The following is a 20,845-nucleotide window of genomic DNA, read 5'->3' as shown; positions in this document are numbered from 1 at the left end:
GCCCGAAGGGTCCTAGCGCCCGGTGAAGGTCTCGCGCAACCGGCTGAACAGCCCACCGCCGGTGTTCGTCGACCGAACCTCCGGCACGTCGCGGCTGCGGCGGCTTTTCAGCTCGCGCAACAGGTCGCTGTCGTGGCTGTCCAGCCGGGTGGGAACCACCACCTCGACGTGGACGTGCAGATCGCCGCGGGTGGTCGAGCGCAGCTGTGGCATCCCGTGGCCGCGCAACGTGATGACCGAACCCGGTTGGGTGCCAGGTGGAATCGCGATCTCGCTGGTGCCGTCGAGGATGGCGTCGAGCCTGAACGTCGCACCGAGGGCGGCGTCGACCATCGGCACCGAAACCGTGCAGTGCAGGTCGTCGCTGTCGCGCACGAAGATGTCGTGGGCCTGCTCGTGCACCTCGACATAGAGGTCACCGGCCGGCCCTCCCCCGGGCCCGACCTCGCCCTGCGCGGCCAGCCGCACCCGCATGCCGTCGCCGACCCCGGCGGGGATCTTGACGCTGATCTCGCGGCGAGCGCGCACCCGGCCGTCGCCCATGCACTGATGGCACGGGTCGGGGATGACGACGCCGACGCCGCGGCAGGTGGGGCACGGCCGTGACGTGACCATCTGGCCCAGCAGGGAGCGCTGCACCGACTGCACCTCGCCGCGACCGCCGCAGGTGTCACACGGGATGGGGGCGGAATCGCCGTTGGTGCCCTTGCCTTGGCAGCGGTCGCACAGCACGGCGGTGTCGACGGTGACCTGCTTGGTCACCCCGGTCGCGCACTCTTCGAGGTCCAGCCGCATCCGCAGCAGCGAGTCCGAGCCCGGCCGAACTCGGCCGATCGGTCCGCGAGAGGTCGAGCCCCCGCTGAAACCGCCGCCGAAGAACGCCTCGAACACGTCACCCAGGCCGCCAAAACCGCCGAATCCGCCGGCCGCGGCGCCGTTTTCCATCGGGTCCCCGCCGAGGTCGACGATCCGCCGCTTCTCCGGATCACTGAGCACCTCATAGGCGACGCTGATCTCCTTGAACTTCGCCTGCGCGGCCTCGTCGGGGTTGATGTCGGGGTGCAGTTCGCGCGCCAGCTTCCGATACGCGCGTTTGATCTCCGCATCGCTGGCGTTTTTGCTCACGCCCAGCAGCCCGTAGTAGTCGCGTGCCACGCCTGACCTTTCTTGTGCCGCGCGTTACGCGGCTGTCCACAAACCCTGCGGGTGCGCGGTCATCGAGCACCCAGGACTTCGCCAATATAGAGAGCAACCGCGGCAACGCTGGCGATAGTTCCCGGATAGTCCATTCGGGTGGGCCCCAGCACACCCATACCGCCGTACACGGTGTCCATGGTGCCGTACGCGGTGGACACCATCGACGTGCCCGCCATCTGCTCGGCCGCCGTCTCGTGACCGATGCGCACCGTCACCTTGCCGGCCTCCTGCTGGGCCGCCAGCAACCGCAGCACCACCACCTGCTCCTCGAGCGCCTCCAGAATGGAGCGCAGCGAACCGCCGAAATCCGCGGAGTTGCGGGTCAGGTTCGCGGTGCCGCCCATCAGCAGGCGCTCTTCGGTGTGCTCGACCAGCGATTCCAGCAGCACCGTCGCCGATCGGCCGATCGCATCGCCCAGCCCGCCGGCACCACCCAGCTGCTGGGCGAGGTCGGCCACCGCGACCGAAGCCGCGGACAGCTTCTTGCCTTCCAGGGCCTGGCCCAGGACCTCGCGCAGCTGCGAGAGCTGGTGGTCGTCGATGACGTCGCCGAGTTCGACGATGCGCTGATCCACCCGCCCGGATTCGGTGATGACCACCATCAGCAGCCGGGCCGGCGTCAGCGCGATCACTTCCAGATGCCGCACCGTCGACGTCGACAGCGTCGGGTACTGCACCACCGCGACCTGACGGGTCAGCTGAGCCAGCAGCCGCACCGCGCGGCGCAGCACGTCGTCCAGGTCGACGCCGGATTCCAGGAAGCTTTGGATCGCCCGCCGTTCGGCCGACGACAACGGCTTGACGTCGTCGATCCGATCCACGAACTCGCGGTAGCCCTTCTCGGTGGGCACCCGCCCGGAGCTGGTGTGCGGCTGGGTGATGTAGCCCTCGGCCTCCAGCACCGCCATGTCGTTGCGGATGGTGGCGCTGGACACGCCAAGGTTGTGCCGCTCGACGAGCGACTTCGACCCGATGGGTTCCTTGGTGGCGACGAAGTCGGCGACGATGGCGCGCAACACTTCGAAGCGACGCTCGTCTGCACTGCCCATCGGTTGCTACCTCCTTGATCGTGTCCATTTTACGGTCTCATACCACGCGATGACCTCGTTGCGCGCGCGTACAGCGCGCACGGCCGACAACTTTGCGGCTAGCCTGTCCAGCAGGTATCCGTAGGGCCTCGACGACGCATCGGAGCAGACCCGCCAATGATTTTCAAGGGCGTACGAGAAGGCAAGCCCTATCCGGAACACGGGCTGTCCTACCGGGACTGGTCCCAGATACCGCCGCAGCAGATCCGGCTCGACGAATTGGTCACCACGACCACGGTGCTGGCGCTGGACCGGCTGCTGTCGGAGGACTCCACCTTTTACGGCGATCTCTTCCCGCACGCGGTGCGGTGGCGGGGGATCATCTATCTCGAGGACGGCCTGCACCGCGCGGTGCGCGCCGCGCTGCGGAATCGCACCGTGTTGCATGCCCGGCTGTACGACATGGATGTGCCGCTGAGCCAGCAGACCCAGGGGTCGGGTTCGACGTTCGGGCGCTAGCCCGGTCACGTTTGTGCGTCGCCGGGTGTCGACGTAGTGAGGGCCTAAAGGTCCGCACCGCGACTATTCGGGAGGTACGCCATGTCCCGGCTTCAGGGAGTCTCCGACCGCGACGCCAACCTGGGCGCCAAGATCGCCTTCTTTTTCACCAGACGCAAGCTCGCGCAGATGGCCGGGTTGGAAACGGCCGGCATGCTCGAACCGCTGCGCATGTATGCCCACATCCCCCGGCTGCTCAGCGCCTACGGCAAGCTCGAGCAGGCCGAATCGAAGCTGGACATACTCAGCCCGCGCCACCGGGCGCTGGCGGAGTTGAAGGCGGCGACGACGGTGCGCTGCGAATACTGCATCGACCTCGGCTCCCAGATCGCCCGCCGGTGGGGAATCACCGACGAGGAACTCAGCAACACCTGGGGGCCGGGCAGCGCCGCCAGGCGCTCCGCGCTGTCGGTGCGCAGAAACCGCAGCAGGCCGTAATCGACTCCGTCGCCGGGAATGGCGGCCAGGTTTTCCCCGACGCGGTGCGGGTCGCCGAGGCCACCCGCACCGGATAGATGGAACTGAGCATGTCTTCGACATCGGTTGCCGCAGCGGCGGTTTCGGAGTCGATCACCTCCGCCAGCTCCCGGACGTTGACGCAGTCGAGGATGAGCCTGGCCCGCAACGCCAGCCCCCGCGCTCGGGCCGCCTGTACCACCGACAACGCCATGATGCTGTCCAACCCCAACTGCACGAAGTCCGCGGACACGTCAACCCGGGGCAGGTGCAGCAACTCCGAAAGCACCTCGGCCAGAACGGCTTCCGTGGGCGTTTCCGGATCGGCCCCGGCTTCGGCGGCCTCGGCCGCATCGACTGCGCTCAGCGCGGCCTCGTCCAACTTGCCGTTCGCGGTCAGCGGGATCTCGTCGACCGCGATGATGCGCTGCGGAATCATGTAGCGCGGCAACCGGGAACCGAGCATGGCGCGCAGCTCCGCGGTCGGCGGTTTCTGCCCGCCCGCAATCACCACGTAAGCGGTCAACCGCGCACCGGTGTCCAGACTCCGCGCCAGAACACCGGCGTGCTGAACGGCAGGGTGCGACTCCAACGCGGCGGCGATCTCGCCGGGCTCGACCCGGTAGCCGCGAATCTTCACCTGCGCGTCGGCGCGCCCCACGTACCGCAGCGAGCCGTCAGCACCGCGACGCACCAAATCGCCGGTGCGGTACATCCGCTCACCGGTCGCGAACGGATCGGCGAGGAATCGGTGGCTGGTCTCCCCCGGGCGGCCCAGATAGCCGCGGGCCAGCTGCGCGCCGGCCAGGTAAAGCTCACCGGTCGCCCCGAGGGGCACCGGGCGCAGCCCCGAGTCCAGCACGTAACCGCGGGTGTAGCGGGTGGGGCGTCCGATCGACGGCTCCTCGTGGTCCGCGCTGGCGGCCACCACCGCCTCGACGGTGGTTTCGGTCGGGCCGTAACAGTTGAACGCGCGCAACCGGTATCGTGCGCATTCGGCGCGGATCAGCGTCCAGGCGGATTTACCGAGCGCTTCGCCGCCCAGCGCCAGCACCGCCAGCGGCACCGTGCTGAGCAACCCGCAGGCGGTCAGCTGGGCGAACATCGACGGCGTGGTGTCGATCATGTCGACGCCGTGCTCGGCGATCGCCGCGACGAGCGCCTCGGCGTCGGTCTGGGGCCGCTCGTCGACGACGTGCACCCCGTGCCCGTCGAGCAACGCGACCAGGGGCTGCCAGGCGGCGTCGAACGCGAACGACCACGCATGCGCGATGCGCAGCGGGCGACCCAGCCGGGCCGCCGCGGACCGCAGCACGCTGTCCAGATGATCGTCGGCATACGCGCTGACGGCCGCGTAAGTCCCGATGACCCCCTTGGGTTCTCCCGTCGTCCCGGAGGTGAAGACGACATATGCGGCCTGCTCCGGGAGCACCTCGACGGCGTGGAAATCGGCGGCGTCGCGGTTGTCGCCCCTCAGCAGTTCCTCGGCCAGCCTCTGATCCAGGACGATCGACGCCCCGGTTTGACGCAGAATCGACTCCACTCGTTCGGGGGGGCGCCCCGGCTCCATCGGCACGCACATCCCGCCGGCCTTGAGCACCGCGAGCATCGCAACGATGTACTCCGGTCCGCGGAAAAGCCGGATCGCCACGGGGGTTTCGGACTGCACCCCGCGCTCGGCCAGCCGAGCAGCCAGCCCGCTGGCGCGTGCGTCGAGTTCGCGGTAGCTCAGTGCGCCGCCCCCCAGCTGACGGCGACGTTGTCCGGTGTCTTCGCCGCGACCTCGGCGAACCGGGTGTGGATGCCGACCGCCGGCGGGGCCCCGGCACCTTCGGTCGTGACATCCTCGTCCTCGAACAGGACGCTGATCTCGCGCAGCGGGCGCTCCCAGCCGTGCAGCAACCGCTCGGCGGTGGCCAGCACTCGCCGGCCCAGCCGTTCGGCGGAGGTGACGCCCAGCGCGCCGTCGAGCACCTCGACCAGCACCACCAGCTCGCGGCCCTCCGGGTGGGCGGCGATCGCGATCGGGAAGTGGGACAGGGGCTCTACCAGCTGCGACGGCCGGAATCTCGCGTTCCCGGCGGTCAATTCGCCGCCGGCGACCAGCCCGTCCATCGGAAAGTTCTCGTAGACCAACAGGGTGTCGAACATTTCGCCCACCCCGCCCAGTGCGCGCAGCTGTGCATGCCCGAGGTAGCCGTGCTCGCGCAACAGCGCGGCAGTGCGTTGCACGGCGCGGCATTGCTCACCGACGCCCGCGCCGGGCGCTAGCGTCATGTCAGCCACGGCTGTATTGTTTTGCGAGTGCTGACTTGTGAGGCGCGAGAATCGGCCCTTGCCCGCCTCGGGCGGGCGCTGGCGGATCCGACGAGGTGCCGGATCCTGGTGGCGTTGCTCGACGGCGTGCGTTACCCCGGCGAATTGGCGGTCCAGCTCGGCCTGACCCGGTCGAACGTGTCCAATCACCTGTCCTGCCTGCGGGGTTGCGGCCTGGTGGTGGCCACCTACCAGGGGCAACAGGTCCGGTACGCGTTGGCCGACGCGCATCTTGCCCGCGCATTGAGCGAACTGGTTCAGGTGGTGCTGACCGTCGATACCGATCAGCCGTGCCTGGACGAGCCCACTGCCGCCAAGACGAGCGCGACGCGATGAACGACAAGGATGCCTGCGCCGGGCCCTGCTGCGGCGCCGAAACCACGAATCTCGTTGCACCACAACGGCGTGCCGTGTTGTCGCGACGGGTGTGGCTGCTGGTCTCGGCGGCGATCACCTACAACATCATCGAGGCCGTCGTCGCGCTGTCGGCCGGCGCGGTGGCATCGTCGGGCGCGCTGATCGGGTTCGGACTGGACTCGGTGATCGAGGTCTCCTCGGCCGCCGCGGTCTACTGGCAGTTCGCCGGACGCGACCCCGAGGCTCGCGAACGCGTGGCGCTGCGGGTCATCGCGCTGTCGTTCTTCGCTTTGGCGGCGTACGTGACGGTCGAATCCATCCGCTCCCTGACCGGCGGTGAGACGGCCGGATCCTCCACCGCCGGAATCATTTTGGCGGCCGTGTCGCTGGTGGTCATGCCGCTGTTGTCGTACGCACAGCGCCGCACCGGCCACGAACTGGGTTCGGCGAGCGCGGTCGCCGACTCCAGCCAGACGCTGCTGTGCACCTACCTGTCCGGCGTGTTGCTGGTAGGGCTGCTGCTGAACTATCTGTTCGGCTGGGCGTGGGCCGACCCGGTGGTGGCGCTGGTGATCGCCGCCGTGGCAGTCCGGGAGGGCCGCACCGCCTGGCGGGGCGAGCACTGCTGCTAGCCAAACCGCCTGTGCTGCAACATATTCGGTTGCCTAGTCGGGCAAACCAGCCCTGATGGCCGCATCCTGCTTGCGTACCACATCGAGGGCGATCTCCGGCGGCACCGGGTCGTTCGGCGCGCTCTCGCACGCGACGAGGGCGACGATCTTACCCTCGCCGAAGATCACCGACGTCTTCGCCTTGCTGCCGTCGGGCGAGGGATTCGACACCATCGTGCCGCCGACGCCGACGTCGGCCGGTGCCGTGGTGCCGCCCTTGATGGCGCCGTTCTGCGGGTCGGTGTAGGACTTCGTCAGCGAGTCGCGGTCCTTGTCCGCCGCGCCAGGGTCAGGATACACCAGCAGCGAATCGATGATGCTGCGCGAGCCGGCCTGGTTGGTGAACACGCCCTCGATGCCCGGCGCCGGGTCGGTCAGCTGCCGTGTTTTGGGCCCAGTGAAGCTGTCGCCGGGCACCACGATGTCGGTCGACTTGACCAGCAAATTGCTGTAGTCCGAAGGCTGCGCGGATGCGCTGGTCGACGTCGGGGTGGGCGACGACGCGGCGGACGAAGTCGACGTCGGCGATTTCGACGACGACGGGCTCGACGACTTGTCACCGCCACAGCCCGTGACCGCTGCGCCGACCACCAGAGTGGCTGCTGCCAGGCCGGCTACTGCCACCGACACGTTCCGCACGATTGGCTCCCTTGACTGTCGTCCCGATTTGCTAGCGTCTCGCGCAACATAGCCGATCCGGGGCGCGCGGAAAGTGAATTTCCCGTGCCGATCACCACCACGATGGCGTCGGGAGCGTTGCGGGAACCTGGACGAGCGCTCAGTCGCCGACCGCACCCTCGGGCTTGGGTCCCCGACCCTCGCCGGTCAGGTACTTGGGGCAATACGAACCGGCGGCGATCGCGGTGAACTTCGCCGCGCCATTCTCGGCGAATCCCGGGTTGCGCAGCTGCAGGTTGTTCACGATCTCCTGGTCGGAATGTCCCGCGTCGACGAGTTCGCACACCGTCTTGCCGGCCGAGATCGCCGCAGCCGGGTCCGAGAAGGTGAGACCGGCGTCCTTGAGCTCCTTGAGGAAGTTCGCATCGGTGGCCGGGTCAGGCGCGGGGCTGGGGCTCGTGCTGGGGTCGGCGTGGGCGGGAACCGCCAGGGCAATCGTCGAAGCGACACTGAGCAGCATCATGAGGCGTCTCATAACTTTCGAATTCTCCCAGAGTTGCCGAGACCACGCATCCCGCCTCGTCGCGTGGGCGAGGCGGGATGCGGCATGGTGTTGGCTAGGACGACGTGACTGCCATCTTGATTGTTCTGGATGTCTTTGTCGGCATCATCGCCGTGGTCGGACTGTTCTTCGCGTGGAATCAGCTGCGGACTTGCCGCACCAGGACGGGCGCCAAGGGCGTCGACCTGGATGTCGACCGCCTCACCCCGCGTCGCAAGAACGTCGCCCGCCTGCAGGTGAGCCTGCGCATGGTCGGACCGACCGTCCGCTATGAGGTGGGACTGGATCTCGAGGCGGACGGCAACCCCTTCGAGGTGTCCGCCCCCAAGCCGGAGATACGCCCGTCGATGGGTTGCCAGGCGAAATGTCTTGGGTCTTCGAGGTTTCCGAAGACGAATTGGACAACGTGTGGGTCGTCGCCTCGTGGATGGCGACCGAGAACGCCAACCTCCGGATGGCCGCCCTGGCCACGAATCTGGGCACCGCGCAGACCTACGAGTGGAGATGGGCCGCCGATTGGCGCATCTCGGGTGCCGGTCACTGGCACAAGCGCCGCAGCCCGACGACTCCCCGCGCACCGTGCCGGGAATGGGGCCGCTGCAACTGGGGCGGGCGCCCGGTCAGGGACGCGCACCGTTACCGAAAACCGCGCCGCCAGAACAGGACTAGTCCGCGTTACTGGGGGGCGCCGGCGGGGGTGCTGATGGTGCTGGTGCGCGGCAGCGCACCGGGGCAATAGGCGGTGGCCGCGATGGCCGCGAACTTGGCGGCGTTCTCCTCGCGCAGCCCCGGGTTACGGTCTTCGACGGTCTTGACGACGTCGACCATCTGCGTGCCCTGGCCGACCGCCTGGCACACCCACTTGCCGCCGCGATCGCCCGACCCGGGTCGGGGAAGGTGACGCCGGACGCCGTCAGGAATTGGTCGTCCATCGGGTCTGCATACGCCGGGGCGGCGGTGCCCACCGCGGCAACCGCGCTTACCAGCATCAGGAGGCGTTTCATAGCCTCCTGATCGTCGCAGACCCGCGGCAAACTCGCATTCCTGCCTCGGCCGGAAATTCCCGGCCCACCCGAGTGTCAACCCATGGTTGACACGTGCCATGGCGTCAACCTAGTGTTGACGGTATGTCCGAGCCGACGCCCATCGTCTATCCCGTCCGCCTCGACGAGCTGATCAACGCGATCAAGCAGGTGAACAGCGATGCGCTCGATCAGCTGGCCGAGGCCGTGCTGGCCGCCGAGCACCTGGGCGAGATCGCCGACCATCTGATCGGGCATTTCGTGGATCAGGCACGCCGGTCCGGGGCGTCGTGGACCGATATCGGTAAGAGCATGGGTGTCACCAAACAGGCCGCCCAGAAGCGGTTCGTGCCACGGGCCGAGCCCACCACCCTGGACCCGTCGCAGGGCTTCGGACGCTTCACCCCCCGCGCGCGCAGCGCCGTGGTGGCCGCCCAGAATGCCGCGCACGACGCCGGCAGTAGCGAGATCACGCCCGACCATGTGCTGCTGGGCCTGCTCACCGACCCGGCCGCGCTGGCCACCGTGTTGCTGGAGCGCCAGCACGTCGACGTCGCGGCGCTGCGCGCGGCGGCCACCCCCGCGGCCGGGGACGGGCCGGCCCATCAGCAGCCGGAGCTGATCCCGTTCAACGTCGCGGCCCGCAAGGCGCTCGAACTGACCTTCCGCGAAGCACTTCGGTTGGGCCACAACTACATCGGCACCGAACACGTGCTGCTGGCGTTGCTCGAACTCGAAGACGACGCCGGGCCGCTGCACCGATGCGGCGTCGACAAGGACCGAGTAGAGGCGGATCTGATCGCCACGCTGAAATCGCTCGCCGGCGACAAATAGCCCAATTAGCGGCCGGTGCAACCCCTCCCGCCGCACTAGGTGGTGTGCAATCATGCGAAGATGCGCCGCTGGCTGATCGTCCTGTCGACATTGCTCATCGCCGCCGCGAGCAGCGCCGCTCCCAGCGCGTGGGCTCAGGACGCGCCGATCGGTCACATCGGCGACACGCTACGGGTTGACACCGGCACCTACATCGCCGACGTCACGGTCAGCAGCGTGTCACCGTGCAACCCGCCGCCCGGATTCGGCTACACCCGCAGCGGGGTTCCGATCAAGAGCTTTCCCGGCAGCACCCCCACCCGCGCCGACGTGACCGTCCGCGCGATCCAAGTGCCCAACCCGTTCATCATGGCGACCGCGTTCAGCTTCGACGGAGTAACCCCGTACGCCGACGCCTACAAGCCGCGCGCCACCGACGCACCCGACGCGCTGGACAACGTGCTCACCAACGCGCCGAACGGGGCGATCGTGCGCGGCGGGGTGTATTGGGACACCTACCGCGATCCGGTCTCCAACGTCGTGCTGCTGGACCGCAAGACCGGCAGGCACCTCGCGCAGTGGAACCTCTGACACTGGCCATCCAGCGGGTCGCGACGGGTTCCGTCGATACTGCAGAGCTGGCTCACGTTGCGGCGCTTACCTTTCCGTTGGCGTGCCCGCCCACCGCGACGCCCGACAACATCGCTGCCTTCGTCGCGGCCAACCTGTCGCCCGCCCGCTTCGGCGAGTATCTGGACGATCCGAAGCGTGCCATTCTGACCGCACGCCACGACGGGCGAATCGTCGGTTACGCCATGGTCGTTCGCGGCGTCTCCGACGACGCCGGCGTGCAGCGGGCGGTGGAGATCCGTCCGGCCGCCGAGCTGTCCAAGCTGTATCTGCTGCCCGACCAGCACGGCAGCGGGGCGGCCGCGGCGCTGATGGACGCCGCGCTGGCGGTCGCGGCCGACTGGGACGTGCGCTGCGTGCGGCTCGGCGTCAGCAAGGCAAACCAACGCGCCCAACGCTTTTACGCCAAGAGCGGTTTCACCGGCAGCGGCACCAGGACGTTCCAGGTCGGCGATCACCTGGAAAACGACTACGTCATGACCCGCGAGGTTGGGTAGCCGCCGCGGTCAACGCCAGCAACCAGGAAATGGCCCGCAGGTACTTCTTTCGGTACCCGCCGGCCAGCATCTCGGCACTGAAGATGGTGTCCAGTTTCGCGCCGGACGCGACCACCGGAATGCCGGCGTCGTACAGGCGATCGGTCAGCGACACCAGCCGCAGCGCGACGTTCTGGTCGTCGATGCCGTGCACACCGGTCAAGAACACCGCCGTGACACCCTCGATCAGCGTCAGATAGCGGCACGGTGCATGGGTGGCCAAATGCGCACACAGCGCGTCGAAGTCGTCCAGCGTCGCCCCGGCCACGCCGGCGGCGCGCGCGATCACCCCGTCGTCGGTCGGCGGCTGCGGCGCCGGCGGCAGGCCGCGGTGCCGATAGTCCGGGCCCTCGATCCGCACAGTGGTGAAAATGCTTGCCAGCGTGTTGATCTCGCGCAGAAAATCCTGGGCGGCGACGCGGCCCTCCCCCAGCTGCTCGGGCAGCGTGTTGGAGGTGGCGGCCACCGAGACCCCCCGCTCGACCAACGACGACAGCAGCCGCGAGATCAGCGTGGTGTTGCCGGGGTCGTCGAGTTCGAACTCGTCGATGCACACCGCGGTGTAGTCGGCCAGCAGGTCGATGCATTCGGTGAAGCCGAACACCCCGGCCAGCTGGGTCAGCTCCCCGAACGTCGCGAACGCCTTGGGACGGGGTCCGGGCAGCTGGTAGTAGGCCGAGGCCAGCAGGTGCGTCTTGCCGACCCCGAATCCGCCGCCAGGTAGATCCCGACGCCCGGCAGCACCTTACGACGGCCGAGCAGCTTCTTGCGGCCCGCGCGCCGCTGTTGCGCCTGCCGGCAGAAGTCCTGACACGCCGCCAGGGCGGCGGCCTGCGTCGGTTCGGCCGGATCCGGTCGGTACGTCGCGAAGCCCACGTCGGCGAACGTCGGCGGCGGCCGCAATTGCGCGATCAGCCGTTCGGGCGACACGCTCGGATGCCGATCCACCAGATGCGGTGCGGGCCCGAAACCATCCGCGGAGGTGGACCCGTGCATGCGAAAACTCTAACGGTGTGCTGCAATCGTCCTCATGCCCGAGTCAGGCAGAGCCGCCGACATCCCGTTGACCCTGCTCGGGTCGGGCCGCGAACTCGACGACGGCGAACTCCCCCAGCTCTACGCCTATCCGGACGGGGACAGCACCTGGGTGCGGGCCAATTTCATCACCAGCATCGACGGCGGTGCCACCGCCGACGGCAAGACCGGCCCAATGGCAAGCCCCGGTGACCGCCTGATCTTCTTCCTGCTGCGCGAGCTCGCCGATGTCGTCGTCGGTGCGGGCACCGTGCGGATCGAGGGCTATTCCGGGGCGCACGCGGGAATCGCCGAGCGCCAGCGTCGGCAGGCCCGCGGGCAAAGCGAAGTGCCACAGCTGGCCATCGTCACCAAGTCCGGCCGGCTGGAACGGGAGATGGGGGTGTTCACCCGCACCGAGGTGGCGCCCCTGGTGCTCACCTGCACGGCCGCGGCCGACGAAACCCGCCGCTGCATCGGCGATCTGGCCGAGGTCATCGACTGCTCGGGTCCCGATCCGGAAAAGGTCGACGAGGCCGCGCTGCTGGCGATCCTGCCGGCCCGCGGGATGCGGCGGGTGCTGACCGAGGGCGGGCCGATGCTGCTGGGCGCGCTCATACAGCGCGACCTGCTCGACGAGCTGTGCCTGACGATCGCGCCGTATGTCGTCGGCGGGCTGGCCCGGCGCATCGCGACGGGCCCCGGTCAGGCGCTGACCCGGATGGGCTGCGCGCACATCCTCAGCGACGACGCCGGCTACCTGTACACGCGCTACGTGCGGGCTTAGCACCGCGGCATGGCTACTGTGGTCGGCATGAGTCGGCACATCAGGTCGGTGACCACGCTGGTCGCGGTCATCACGCTGCTGACCGCCTGCGTCCCCGGCCTGGCCGCCGACCCGCGCTTCGCGACGAATTCCGATGCCCGGCCGCAGGGCGCGGCCACCACGAAGCCGCCGCCGGCCGGTCCGCCGCCGATCGCGGCCCCCAAGAACGACTTGTCGTGGCACGACTGCACGTCGAAGGTGTTCAACGACGCCGGCGTTCGCAACGCGCCCACCGGCGTCCGGCTGGATTGCGCGAACTACGACGCCGACCTCGACCCGGTCAACGGCGGATCGGGAACCGTCAGCGTCGGCGTGGTGCGCGCCCGGTCGAATCAGACCCCGAAGGACGCCGGACCGCTCGTCCTCACCACCGGCTCGGACCTGCCGTCGTCGGCGCAGCTGCCGGTATGGTTGTCCCGGGCGGGCAGCGATCTGCTGCAGGCCCACCCGATCGTCGCCGTGGACCGCCGCGGCATCGGCATGTCGAGCTCGATCGACTGCCGGGATCATTCCGACCGGCAGTCGATGCGCGATCAGGCGCAATTCCAAAGCGGCGACGACCCGGTCGCCAACCTGTCCGACATCTCCAACACCGCCACCACCAGCTGCACCGACGCCATCGCCCCGGGTGACAGCGCCTACGACAACTCGCATGCGGCCTCGGACATCGAGCGGCTGCGCAGCCTGTGGGACGTGCCCGCGGTCGCGTTGCTAGGCATCGGCAACGGCGCGCAGGTCGCGCTGGCCTACGCGTCGTCGCGTCCCGACAAGGTCGCGCGGCTGCTGCTCGACTCCCCGATTGCGTTGGGCGTCAACGCCGAAGCGGCCGCCGAGCAGCAGGTCAAGGGACAGCAGGCCGCGCTCGACGCGTTCGCCGCGCAGTGCGTCGCGGTGAACTGCGCGCTGGGCCCCAACCCCAAGGGCGCCGTCAGCGCGCTGCTGGCCGACGCCCGGGCCAGCCGGGGGCCCGGCGGTGCTTCGCTGGCCGAGGTCGTCAACGCCATCACCGTCGCGCTGGGCTTCCCGTCCGGTGGCCGCGTCAACGCCACGACGAGTCTGGCCAGCGCGCTGGCCGCGGCCCGCGCCGGCGATGCCAACCAGCTGACCAGCCTGATCAACCGCGCCGACGCCACCGTCGACACCGACGGTCAGTTCGTCAACTCCTGCAGCGACGCGATCAACCGTCCGACCCCGGACCGGGTGCGCGAACTCGTCGTCGCCTGGGCCAAGCTCTATCCGCAGTTCGGCACCGTCGCCGCACTCAACTTGGTCAAGTGCGTGCACTGGCCCACGATCTCGCCGCCGACGCCGCCCAAGGAACTCAGGGTCGACGTCGTGCTGCTGGGCGTGCAGAACGACCCGATCGTCGGCTCCGAAGGCGTGGCGCAGACGGCGGCAACGATCATCAACGCCGGCGCGGCCAGCCGCCGGGTGATGTGGCAGGGCATCGGCCACGGGGCCAGCATCTATACGGCGTGCGCGATCCCGCCGATCGTCGGCTATCTCAACACCGGCAAGCTGCCCGGCACCGACACTTACTGTCCCGCCTGAACTGTCGGCGCGGCGCCGCGGTGTACGGTGCGCTGGTGACGGCTGCTGACTCGACTCGAACCGGCCTGCGCGATTGGCTGCTGGCCGCCTTCCGTCCCCGCTCCGGACCGCCCAGCACGGCGACGATCCTGCGGTCGGCGCTGTGGCCGGCGGCGATCCTCTCGGTGCTGCACCGCAGCATCGTGATCACCACCAACGGCAACATCACCGACGACTTCAAGCCGGTTTACCGTGCGGTGCTGAACTTCCGGCGCGGCTGGGACATCTACAACGAACACTTCGACTACGTCGACCCGCACTACCTGTATCCGCCCGGCGGCACGCTGCTGATGGCGCCGTTCGGCTACCTGTCGTTCGCGCCGTCGCGTTACCTGTTCATCCTGATCAACACGATCGCGATCCTGATCGCCTGGTACCTGCTGTTGCGGCTGTTCAAATGCACCCTGGCCTCGGTCGCGGCTCCCGCCCTGCTGCTGGGCATGTTCTGCACCGAGACGGTGACGAACACGCTGGTGTTCACCAACATCAACGGCTGCGTATTGCTCGCCGAGCTGCTGTTCCTGCGCTGGCTGCTGGACGGCAAAAACAGCCGTCAGTGGTGGGCCGGTGTGGTGATCGGGTTGACGCTCACGCTGAAACCGGTGCTGCTGCCCCTGCTGTTGCTGCCGCTGCTGAATCGCCAATGGCGGGCGCTGGTGCCGGCGTTCGTGGTGCCGATCGTCGTCAACGCGGTGGCGTGGCCGTTGGTCGCCGACCCGATGGACTTCGTCACGAAGACGGTGCCGTACTTCCTGGGCACCCGCGACTACTTCAACAGCTCGATCGAGGGCAACGGCGTCTACTTCGGCCTGCCCACCTGGCTGATCGTGTTCCTGCGGCTGCTGTTCACGGCGCTGGCGATCGGCGCGCTCTGGCTGCTGTACCGCTACTACCGCACCCGCGACCCGCTGTTCTGGTTCACCACCTCCTCGGGGGTGCTGCTGCTGTGGTCGTGGCTGGCGCTGTCGTTGTCGCAGGGCTACTACTCGATGATGCTGTTCCCGTTCCTGATGACGGTCGTGCTGCCGAATTCGACGATCCGCAATTGGCCGGCCTGGCTGGGAATCTACGGCTTCCTGACACTCGACCGGTGGCTGCTGTTCAACTGGATGCGATGGGGCCGGGCGCTGGAATACCTCAAGATCAGCTACGGCTGGTCGTTGCTGCTGATCGTGGTGTTCACCGTGCTCTACTTCCGCTACCTCGACGCCAAGGACGAAAACCGGCTGGACGGCGGGATTGACCCGGCCTGGCTGACACGCGCTAGCGTGGACGCATGACTTCCGACGTGTCACGCCCTAAGTTGCAGCTCACCGACGACGAGTGGCGTCAGAAGCTGACCCCCGAAGAGTTTCAGGTGCTGCGTCGCGCCGGCACCGAGCGGCCGTTCGTCGGCGAGTACACCGACACCAAGACCGAGGGCGTCTACGAATGCCGGGCCTGCGGGGCGGAGTTGTTCCGCAGCACGGAGAAGTTCGACTCGCACTGCGGCTGGCCGTCGTTCTTCGACCCGGCCAACTCCGATGCGGTGATCCTGCGCCCCGACCACTCGCTGGGCACGACGCGCACCGAGGTGATTTGCGCGAACTGCCACAGCCACCTCGGTCACGTGTTCGCCGGTGAGGGCTATCCGACCCCGACCGACCAGCGGTACTGCATCAACTCCATCTCGCTGCGCCTGGTGCCGAGCGGGGCATGATCCGCCGGGGATTCCCCGACACTTAACCAGTTGCGACGACACGCCGAAAAGCGTGGCCATGGTTTGAGTTTCGCGGGATCTCATCGCCGCGTCGCGACGTCTTTCAGATGTGGACGAGGTGTTGATGGGCAGCGAGGCGGTGCGGCGAGGCCAACTGAGCTGGTATCGGTTGCGGACCGACTTCCGGGCGATCTATCCCGATGTGTACGTGCCGAATCGCTCGACGGCGACGCTGCGAACGCGTTCGATTGCGGCATGGCTGTGGTCGCAGCGACGGGGTGTCCTCGCCGGGCTGGCCGCGGCGGCACTGCATGGATCGCGGTGGATTGACGACGACGAGCCCGTCGAGCTGATTTGGCGCAACCCGCATCCGCCGGCCGGCGTGCTGACCCGAAACTCGCGCATCGCACCGGATGAGGTGACCACGGTTGCCGGTTTGCCGGTCACTTCTGTTGCCAGGACCGCGTTCGACCTTGCCCGGCAGCTGCCACGAGGCGAGGCGGTCGCGCGTATCGACGCGTTGATGCGGGCGACACCGTTCTCGAGCGAGGACGTGCTGCGGCCGGCCAAGCGGTACCGCGGTGCGCGCGGGCTGCGCCGGCTGCGTGCGGCCCTGCCGTTGGTCGACCCGGGCGCCGCGTCTCCCAAGGAGACGTGGCTGCGTCTACTGTTAATCGATGCTGGACTACCCTGTCCCACAACGCAATTGCCGGTGCAAGAGAACTGGCATCTGATTGCGTGCCTCGACCTGGGCTGGGAAACCTACCGGGTGGCCGCCGAGTACGACGGCGATCACCATCGCGCGGACCGCCGCCAATACGCTCGCGATCAGGTCCGGCTGCGCAAAATCGAAGAGCTGGGCTGGATCGTCATCCGGGTGATCGCCGACGACAAGCCCGACGACGTGGTGCGACGCGTGCGGCGAGCGCTGACCCGTCGCGGATTTCGCGACACTTAACCAGTTGCGACGACACGCCGAAAAGCGTCACTATGGTTTAAGTTTCGCGGAACTGACGCGGGCGCGGGGCGCTCAGGCGGCGCGGGGCGCTAATCCACGCGGGCGCTAATCCACGCGGGTGGCGTGGATTTCCCAGAACGGGGCGTGCACCCGGCCACCCTTCAGCCAGGGTTCCATCGCGCGGTACCGCTTCAGCATGTCTTCGACCTGATCGGCCATGTCCGGATTGCGCTTGGCCATCAACTCGATGCTCTCGGCGCTGACGTTGACCTGGTAGGTCGTCGTGCCGAGGTAACTGATCTCCCAGCCGGCGGCCGGCAGCACGTCGCGAAAGTCCTTCTCGGACAACGAGCGCATCATTGTGAAGCCGTTGACGTCGTGGGCGCCGAACTCGAACATGTACAGCCGCGCGCCCGGCTTGGTGGCCCGCCGCAGCGCCTGAGCGTACCGCTGGGCAAGCTCGGGCTCGGTGCTGAAGGTGTGGTAGAATGCGCAGTCGACGACGGTGTCGAACCGGTTCTCCAGCCCTTCCAGCTTGGTCGCGTCCGCCAGCTCGAAATTGACTGAGACACCTGCCTTTTGAGCGTTCTCCCGGGCCCGCTGCAGGGCCGTCTGCGACCCGTCGATGCCGGTCGCCACGTAGCCCTTGGACGCGTAGTAGATCGCGTGGTGTCCGGGCCGGTGCCCGGGTCGAGCACCTCGCCCTTGATCGTGCCCAGCGCCACCAGCTGCTGGACCACCGGCTGCGGCCCGCCGATGTCCCACGGTGTCGCGCTCGACAGGCCGTGTGACGTGCGCTCGTCGCGGTACATCTCCTCGAAGCGAGCGGGGTCGTTCGGGCCGAATTCGGTTGTCATGGCAGCGAATTCACCAGCTGCTCGACGGACACCCGGGGGCCGGTGAAAAACGGTGTCTCCTCGCGGGTGTGCCGGCGGGCGTCGGTGGCCCGCAGTTCGCGCATCAGGTCGACGATGCGGTGCAGCTCGGGAGCCTCGAAGGCCAGGATCCATTCGTAGTCGCCGAGCGCGAACGCCGGCACCGTGTTGGCGCGCACGTCCTTGTACTCGCGCGCGGCCATGCCGTGCTCGGCCAGCATGCGGCGGCGTTCCTCGTCGGGCAGCAGGTACCACTCGTAGGACCGCACGAACGGATACACGCAGATGTAGGCGCCGGGCTCCTCGCCGGCCAGAAACGCCGGGATGTGGCTCTTGTTGAACTCCGCCGGCCGGTGCAGCGCCACACTGCTCCACACCGGCGCGCTGACCTGGCCCAGGGTGGTGGTGCGGCGGAAGTCGGAGTAGGTAGCTTGCAACGCCTCGACCCGCTCGGCGTGCGTCCAGATCATGAAATCGGCGTCGGCCCGCAGGCCCGCGACGTCGTACAGGCCGCGTACCACGACACCGCGTTCTTCCTGCTGCTTAAGAAACCGGGTCGCGTCGTCGATTACGGCTTCACGCTGCTCACCGAGTTCGCCGGGTTCCACCGAATACACCGAGAACATCAGATAGCGAATCGTCGAGTTCAAGGCGTCGTAGTCGATCTTGGCCATGAGACCTATCGTGCCACTTCCGCGTCGGAGCCCTCGGTGGCCCTGATCACACGGTCGACGGCCTTGCCAGCGGCGCCGATGCAGGCCGGCACGCCGATGCCGTCGAGGTAGCTGCCCGCCACGGCGATCGTCGCCGGCAGGCCCTCGCGCAGCCTGGCGACCAGCCCGGCGTGGCCCGGCCCGTACTGCGGCATGGCCTCGATCCAGCGCTGCACGCGGGCCTGCACCGGTTTGACGGTCAGCCCGAAGACGGCCTCCAGGTCTTGGCGCGCCCAGGCCAGCAGGTCCTCGTCGGAGGCGGTGGCGGCCAGGTCGTCGCCGTAGCGGCCGAAGGACAGCCGCAGGAACTGCAGGTCGCCGCCGATGCCCCATTTGCGCGACGACAGGGTGATCGCCTTGCCCCGCAACTGCTCACCGCTGGCGGCCAGCACGCCGGAGCACTCCGAGAACGCCGTGTCGCCGGGCACCGCGAGCGCGACCACCACCGACGACGCGCTGGTGATGCGGCCGGCGGCGGCCGACGTCTCCGGCGCCACCCGAGCGATCAGGCGCGCCAACCGCGGGGCCGGGACGGCCAGGATCACCGCGTCGGCTGTCCACTGCGCGCCGGTGTCGTCGCGCAGCGCCCAGCCCCGCCCGGCCGGCTCGAGCCGGTCCACCGCGGCCCGAATCCACCGCGGCCGGGCGCGCTCGACGAGCTCGTCGATCAGCACCCGATAGCCACCCTCCAGCGCCCCGAACACCGGGGCACCCGTCGCCGGCGGCAATCCCCGGCGGACCGCGTCGGTCAGGCTGGTGGCGCCGCGGTCCAGTGCGGCGGCCACGCTGGGCGCCGCGGCGCGCAGCCCGATCGTGGCCGCCGAGCCCGCGTACACGCCACTGAGCAGCGGGTCGACGGATCGAGCCACGGTCTGCTCGCCGAACCGCTCGCCCACCAATTCCGCGGTGGGCGGGTCGTTTCCGGGTTCCCAGTGCAGCGGCCGGCCCGGCTCGGCCTCGATGCGCGCGACGGTGGCCTCGTCGACCAATCCGGCCATCGACGCCGCCGACGAGGGAATCCCGACGACGGTCGCCGCCGGCAGCGGATGCAGCTCTGCCTGGCTGTAGATCAGCGGCCGGGCACCGGTGGTGCCCAGTTGGCAATGCGACAGGCCCAGCTCGGCCAGCAGGGCGGGCATCTCGGGCCGGCGCAACACGAACGCCTCGGCGCCCAGGTCCATCGGGCGGCCGCCGATCTGCTCGGTGCGCAAGATGCCGCCGAGCCGGTCGGCCGGTTCGAACAGCGTGATGTTCGCGCTCTCCCCCGCCGCCGCACGCAGCCGGTAGGCCGCGGTCAGGCCCGAAATGCCGCCTCCCACAACACAATACGAGCGGCCGGTCATAGCGAGTGAACCAGCGAGACCAGGTCGGTCAGCACGCCTGGGTCGGTCTCGGGCAGCACTCCGTGACCCAGGTTGAAGACGTGCCCCGTGGCGCCGGTATCGACGGCACGGCGGCCGTCGTCGACGACGGCGCGCGCGGCGCGTTCGGTCACCGGCCAGCCCGCCAGCAGCACCACCGGATCGAGGTTGCCCTGCAGCGCCGTGCCGGGCCGCACGCGTGCCGCGGCGTCGGTGAGCGAAGTGCGCCAATCCACCCCGACCACCGTCGGACCCGCTTCGCTCATCGCGCCCAGCAATTCGGCCGTCCCGACGCCGAAATGTGTCATCGGAAGGCCATATTCGGCCAACGTCGCGAACACCCGGGCGCTGTGCGGCAGCACGTATTGGCGGTAGTCGGCCAGCGACAACGTCCCGGCCCACGAATCGAACAGCTGGATGGCATCCACCCCGGCGTCGATCTGGCCGCGCAGGAATTCCACGGTGAGATCGGTCAGCTTCGCCATCAGCGCGTGCCAGCTGGCCGGCTCGGCCAGCATCATCGCCTTGGTGCGGGCGTGATTACGGCTGGGGCCGCCTTCGACCAGATAGGACGCCAGCGTGAAGGGTGCACCGGCGAAACCTATCAGCGGAACGTTGCCCAACGCGTCGACCAGCAGCGACACCGCCCGGCAGATCGGCTGAATTGCTTGCGGGTCAAGGGGTTTCATCGATTCGATATCGGCGTTGGTGCGGATCGGGTGTGCGATCACCGGACCGACGTCGGCCACGATGTCCAAGTCGATGCCCGCGGCGCGCAGCGGAACCACGATGTCGGAGAACAGGATCGCGGCGTCGACGTCGTGCCGCCGGATCGGCTGCAGAGTGATTTCGCACACCATCTCCGGCTGCAAGCACGCCCCCAGCATGCTAGTGCGTTCGCGCAGCGCCCGGTATTCGGGCAACGAGCGCCCGGCCTGCCGCATGAACCACACCGGCACCCGGTGCGGTTTGCGGCCGGTGACCACGGCCAGGTAGGGCGACTCGGGAAGTTCGCGACGGGTACTCATCGACCTCAATGCTGCCA

General features: G+C 68.6%; 19 protein-coding genes and 4 pseudogenes. 12 read left to right on the top strand and 11 right to left on the bottom strand.

Annotated features, from left to right (window positions below):
- Window positions 1–12: 12 nt before the first annotated feature.
- On the bottom strand, window positions 13–1,155 hold the full coding sequence (gene dnaJ / locus T428_RS0104490; RefSeq protein ID WP_025735543.1) for a molecular chaperone DnaJ: 1,143 nt from the start codon (window positions 1,153–1,155) through the stop codon (window positions 13–15).
- A 59-nt stretch (window positions 1,156–1,214) separates the two neighbouring features.
- A complete protein-coding gene (gene hrcA, locus T428_RS0104485; protein ID WP_025735542.1) occupies window positions 1,215–2,246 on the bottom strand; it encodes a heat-inducible transcriptional repressor HrcA in 1,032 nt (343 codons plus the stop codon).
- A 156-nt stretch (window positions 2,247–2,402) separates the two neighbouring features.
- Here hrcA and T428_RS0104480 point away from each other — a divergent pair, with 156 nt between their 5' ends.
- A complete protein-coding gene (locus T428_RS0104480; RefSeq protein ID WP_025735541.1) occupies window positions 2,403–2,744 on the top strand; it encodes a type II toxin-antitoxin system VapB family antitoxin in 342 nt (113 codons plus the stop codon).
- 81 nt (window positions 2,745–2,825) lie between these two features.
- Window positions 2,826–3,146, top strand: a pseudogene (locus tag T428_RS0104475) (carboxymuconolactone decarboxylase family protein); the annotation flags it as partial.
- Between the two features lie 166 nt (window positions 3,147–3,312).
- Here T428_RS0104475 and T428_RS25530 read toward each other — a convergent pair.
- Window positions 3,313–5,510: pseudogene (locus T428_RS25530) on the bottom strand (non-ribosomal peptide synthetase); the annotation flags it as partial.
- Window positions 5,511–5,543: 33 nt separating this feature from the next.
- Here T428_RS25530 and cmtR point away from each other — a divergent pair.
- Window positions 5,544–5,891, top strand: coding sequence for a Cd(II)/Pb(II)-sensing metalloregulatory transcriptional regulator CmtR (gene cmtR / locus T428_RS0104465; protein ID WP_025735539.1), 348 nt, complete (start codon window positions 5,544–5,546; stop codon window positions 5,889–5,891).
- Complete coding sequence (locus tag T428_RS0104460) at window positions 5,888–6,544, top strand: cation efflux transmembrane domain-containing protein (RefSeq protein ID WP_025735538.1); 657 nt, start codon at window positions 5,888–5,890, stop codon at window positions 6,542–6,544. Before cmtR ends, T428_RS0104460 begins: the two co-directional genes overlap by 4 nt.
- Window positions 6,545–6,577: 33 nt before the next feature.
- Here T428_RS0104460 and T428_RS0104455 read toward each other — a convergent pair whose 3' ends face one another.
- The 3 genes from T428_RS0104455 to T428_RS33980 all read right to left on the bottom strand — a co-directional run bounded on the left by T428_RS0104455 (window position 6,578) and on the right by T428_RS33980 (window position 8,621).
- Window positions 6,578–7,222 (bottom strand): hypothetical protein, encoded by a 645-nt coding sequence (locus tag T428_RS0104455; RefSeq protein ID WP_025735537.1) that lies wholly within the window; start codon window positions 7,220–7,222, stop codon window positions 6,578–6,580.
- 139 nt (window positions 7,223–7,361) lie between these two features.
- Window positions 7,362–7,736, bottom strand: coding sequence for a DUF732 domain-containing protein (locus T428_RS0104450; protein WP_025735536.1), 375 nt, complete (start codon window positions 7,734–7,736; stop codon window positions 7,362–7,364).
- A 702-nt stretch (window positions 7,737–8,438) separates the two neighbouring features.
- Complete coding sequence (locus T428_RS33980) at window positions 8,439–8,621, bottom strand: DUF732 domain-containing protein (RefSeq protein ID WP_245604726.1); 183 nt, start codon at window positions 8,619–8,621, stop codon at window positions 8,439–8,441.
- Window positions 8,622–8,890: 269 nt separating this feature from the next.
- Here T428_RS33980 and T428_RS25520 point away from each other — a divergent pair, with 269 nt between their 5' ends.
- From T428_RS25520 to T428_RS0104425, 3 genes are read left to right on the top strand one after another with little or no spacing between them, the layout of a single operon-like run.
- Complete coding sequence (locus T428_RS25520; protein ID WP_036466926.1) at window positions 8,891–9,619, top strand: Clp protease N-terminal domain-containing protein; 729 nt, start codon at window positions 8,891–8,893, stop codon at window positions 9,617–9,619.
- Between the two features lie 60 nt (window positions 9,620–9,679).
- The gene (locus T428_RS0104430; RefSeq protein ID WP_025735534.1) at window positions 9,680–10,189 is read left to right on the top strand and encodes a hypothetical protein; all 510 of its coding nucleotides are present in this window, start codon (window positions 9,680–9,682) and stop codon (window positions 10,187–10,189) included.
- Window positions 10,177–10,725, top strand: coding sequence for a GNAT family N-acetyltransferase (locus T428_RS0104425; protein ID WP_025735533.1), 549 nt, complete (start codon window positions 10,177–10,179; stop codon window positions 10,723–10,725). The genes T428_RS0104430 and T428_RS0104425 overlap by 13 nt, the downstream gene beginning before the upstream one ends.
- Here the strand turns inward: T428_RS0104425 and zapE are convergent.
- Window positions 10,703–11,760, bottom strand: a pseudogene (gene zapE, locus T428_RS25515) (cell division protein ZapE). The gene T428_RS0104425 and the pseudogene zapE overlap by 23 nt on opposite strands.
- Before the next feature lie 34 nt (window positions 11,761–11,794).
- On the opposite strand from zapE, the gene T428_RS0104415 reads away from it, so the two are divergent.
- The 5 genes from T428_RS0104415 (at window position 11,795) to T428_RS0104395 (ending at window position 16,851) form a co-directional block, all read left to right on the top strand.
- Window positions 11,795–12,565 carry a pyrimidine reductase family protein gene (locus T428_RS0104415; protein ID WP_025735532.1) on the top strand — a complete coding sequence of 257 codons (771 nt, stop codon included), beginning with the start codon at window positions 11,795–11,797 and terminating at the stop codon, window positions 12,563–12,565.
- Window positions 12,566–12,574: 9 nt separating this feature from the next.
- On the top strand, window positions 12,575–14,155 hold the full coding sequence (locus T428_RS0104410) for an alpha/beta hydrolase (RefSeq protein ID WP_036466923.1): 1,581 nt from the start codon (window positions 12,575–12,577) through the stop codon (window positions 14,153–14,155).
- Between the two features lie 20 nt (window positions 14,156–14,175).
- Window positions 14,176–15,474, top strand: a complete 1,299-nt coding sequence (gene aftC, locus T428_RS0104405) for an arabinofuranan 3-O-arabinosyltransferase (RefSeq protein ID WP_025735530.1) — start codon at window positions 14,176–14,178, stop codon at window positions 15,472–15,474.
- An 8-nt stretch (window positions 15,475–15,482) separates the two neighbouring features.
- Window positions 15,483–15,893 (top strand): peptide-methionine (R)-S-oxide reductase MsrB, encoded by a 411-nt coding sequence (msrB, locus tag T428_RS0104400; protein ID WP_025735529.1) that lies wholly within the window; start codon window positions 15,483–15,485, stop codon window positions 15,891–15,893.
- A 124-nt stretch (window positions 15,894–16,017) separates the two neighbouring features.
- A complete protein-coding gene (locus T428_RS0104395) occupies window positions 16,018–16,851 on the top strand; it encodes a hypothetical protein (RefSeq protein WP_425411981.1) in 834 nt (277 codons plus the stop codon).
- 105 nt (window positions 16,852–16,956) lie between these two features.
- On the opposite strand, the pseudogene T428_RS25510 reads toward T428_RS0104395, so the two are convergent.
- The 4 genes and pseudogenes from T428_RS25510 to hemE form a co-directional block, all read right to left on the bottom strand.
- Window positions 16,957–17,708: pseudogene (locus T428_RS25510) on the bottom strand (class I SAM-dependent methyltransferase).
- Window positions 17,705–18,400, bottom strand: a complete 696-nt coding sequence (hemQ, locus tag T428_RS0104385; RefSeq protein WP_025735527.1) for a hydrogen peroxide-dependent heme synthase — start codon at window positions 18,398–18,400, stop codon at window positions 17,705–17,707. The pseudogene T428_RS25510 and the gene hemQ overlap by 4 nt, the downstream one beginning before the upstream one ends.
- A gap of 5 nt (window positions 18,401–18,405) precedes the next feature.
- Window positions 18,406–19,782: a protoporphyrinogen oxidase gene (locus T428_RS0104380; RefSeq protein ID WP_025735526.1), complete on the bottom strand. Its 1,377-nt coding sequence runs from the start codon at window positions 19,780–19,782 to the stop codon at window positions 18,406–18,408.
- On the bottom strand, window positions 19,779–20,828 hold the full coding sequence (hemE, locus tag T428_RS0104375; protein ID WP_025735525.1) for a uroporphyrinogen decarboxylase: 1,050 nt from the start codon (window positions 20,826–20,828) through the stop codon (window positions 19,779–19,781). Before hemE ends, T428_RS0104380 begins: the two co-directional genes overlap by 4 nt.
- Between the last annotated feature and the right edge of the window lie 17 nt (window positions 20,829–20,845).

Source organism: Mycobacterium genavense ATCC 51234 (assembly GCF_000526915.1).
GTDB classification, from domain to species: Bacteria; Actinomycetota; Actinomycetes; order Mycobacteriales; family Mycobacteriaceae; genus Mycobacterium; species Mycobacterium genavense.
Note: the sequence above shows the minus strand (reverse complement) of the source record. Positions and strands in the feature narration are given on the sequence as shown.

Coding starts and splice junctions, on each gene's coding strand:
- hrcA (WP_025735542.1), bottom strand. CDS start 2,246: ATGGGCAGTGCAGACGAGCGTCGCTTCGAAGTGTTGCGCGCCATCGTC.
- T428_RS0104480 (WP_025735541.1), top strand. CDS start 2,403: ATGATTTTCAAGGGCGTACGAGAAGGCAAGCCCTATCCGGAACACGGG.
- T428_RS0104460 (WP_025735538.1), top strand. CDS start 5,888: ATGAACGACAAGGATGCCTGCGCCGGGCCCTGCTGCGGCGCCGAAACC.
- T428_RS0104450 (WP_025735536.1), bottom strand. CDS start 7,736: ATGAGACGCCTCATGATGCTGCTCAGTGTCGCTTCGACGATTGCCCTG.
- T428_RS25520 (WP_036466926.1), top strand. CDS start 8,891: ATGTCCGAGCCGACGCCCATCGTCTATCCCGTCCGCCTCGACGAGCTG.
- T428_RS0104430 (WP_025735534.1), top strand. CDS start 9,680: ATGCGCCGCTGGCTGATCGTCCTGTCGACATTGCTCATCGCCGCCGCG.
- T428_RS0104415 (WP_025735532.1), top strand. CDS start 11,795: ATGCCCGAGTCAGGCAGAGCCGCCGACATCCCGTTGACCCTGCTCGGG.
- T428_RS0104410 (WP_036466923.1), top strand. CDS start 12,575: ATGGCTACTGTGGTCGGCATGAGTCGGCACATCAGGTCGGTGACCACG.
- T428_RS0104395 (WP_425411981.1), top strand. CDS start 16,018: ATGGGCAGCGAGGCGGTGCGGCGAGGCCAACTGAGCTGGTATCGGTTG.
- hemQ (WP_025735527.1), bottom strand. CDS start 18,400: ATGGCCAAGATCGACTACGACGCCTTGAACTCGACGATTCGCTATCTG.
- T428_RS0104380 (WP_025735526.1), bottom strand. CDS start 19,782: ATGACCGGCCGCTCGTATTGTGTTGTGGGAGGCGGCATTTCGGGCCTG.
- hemE (WP_025735525.1), bottom strand. CDS start 20,828: ATGAGTACCCGTCGCGAACTTCCCGAGTCGCCCTACCTGGCCGTGGTC.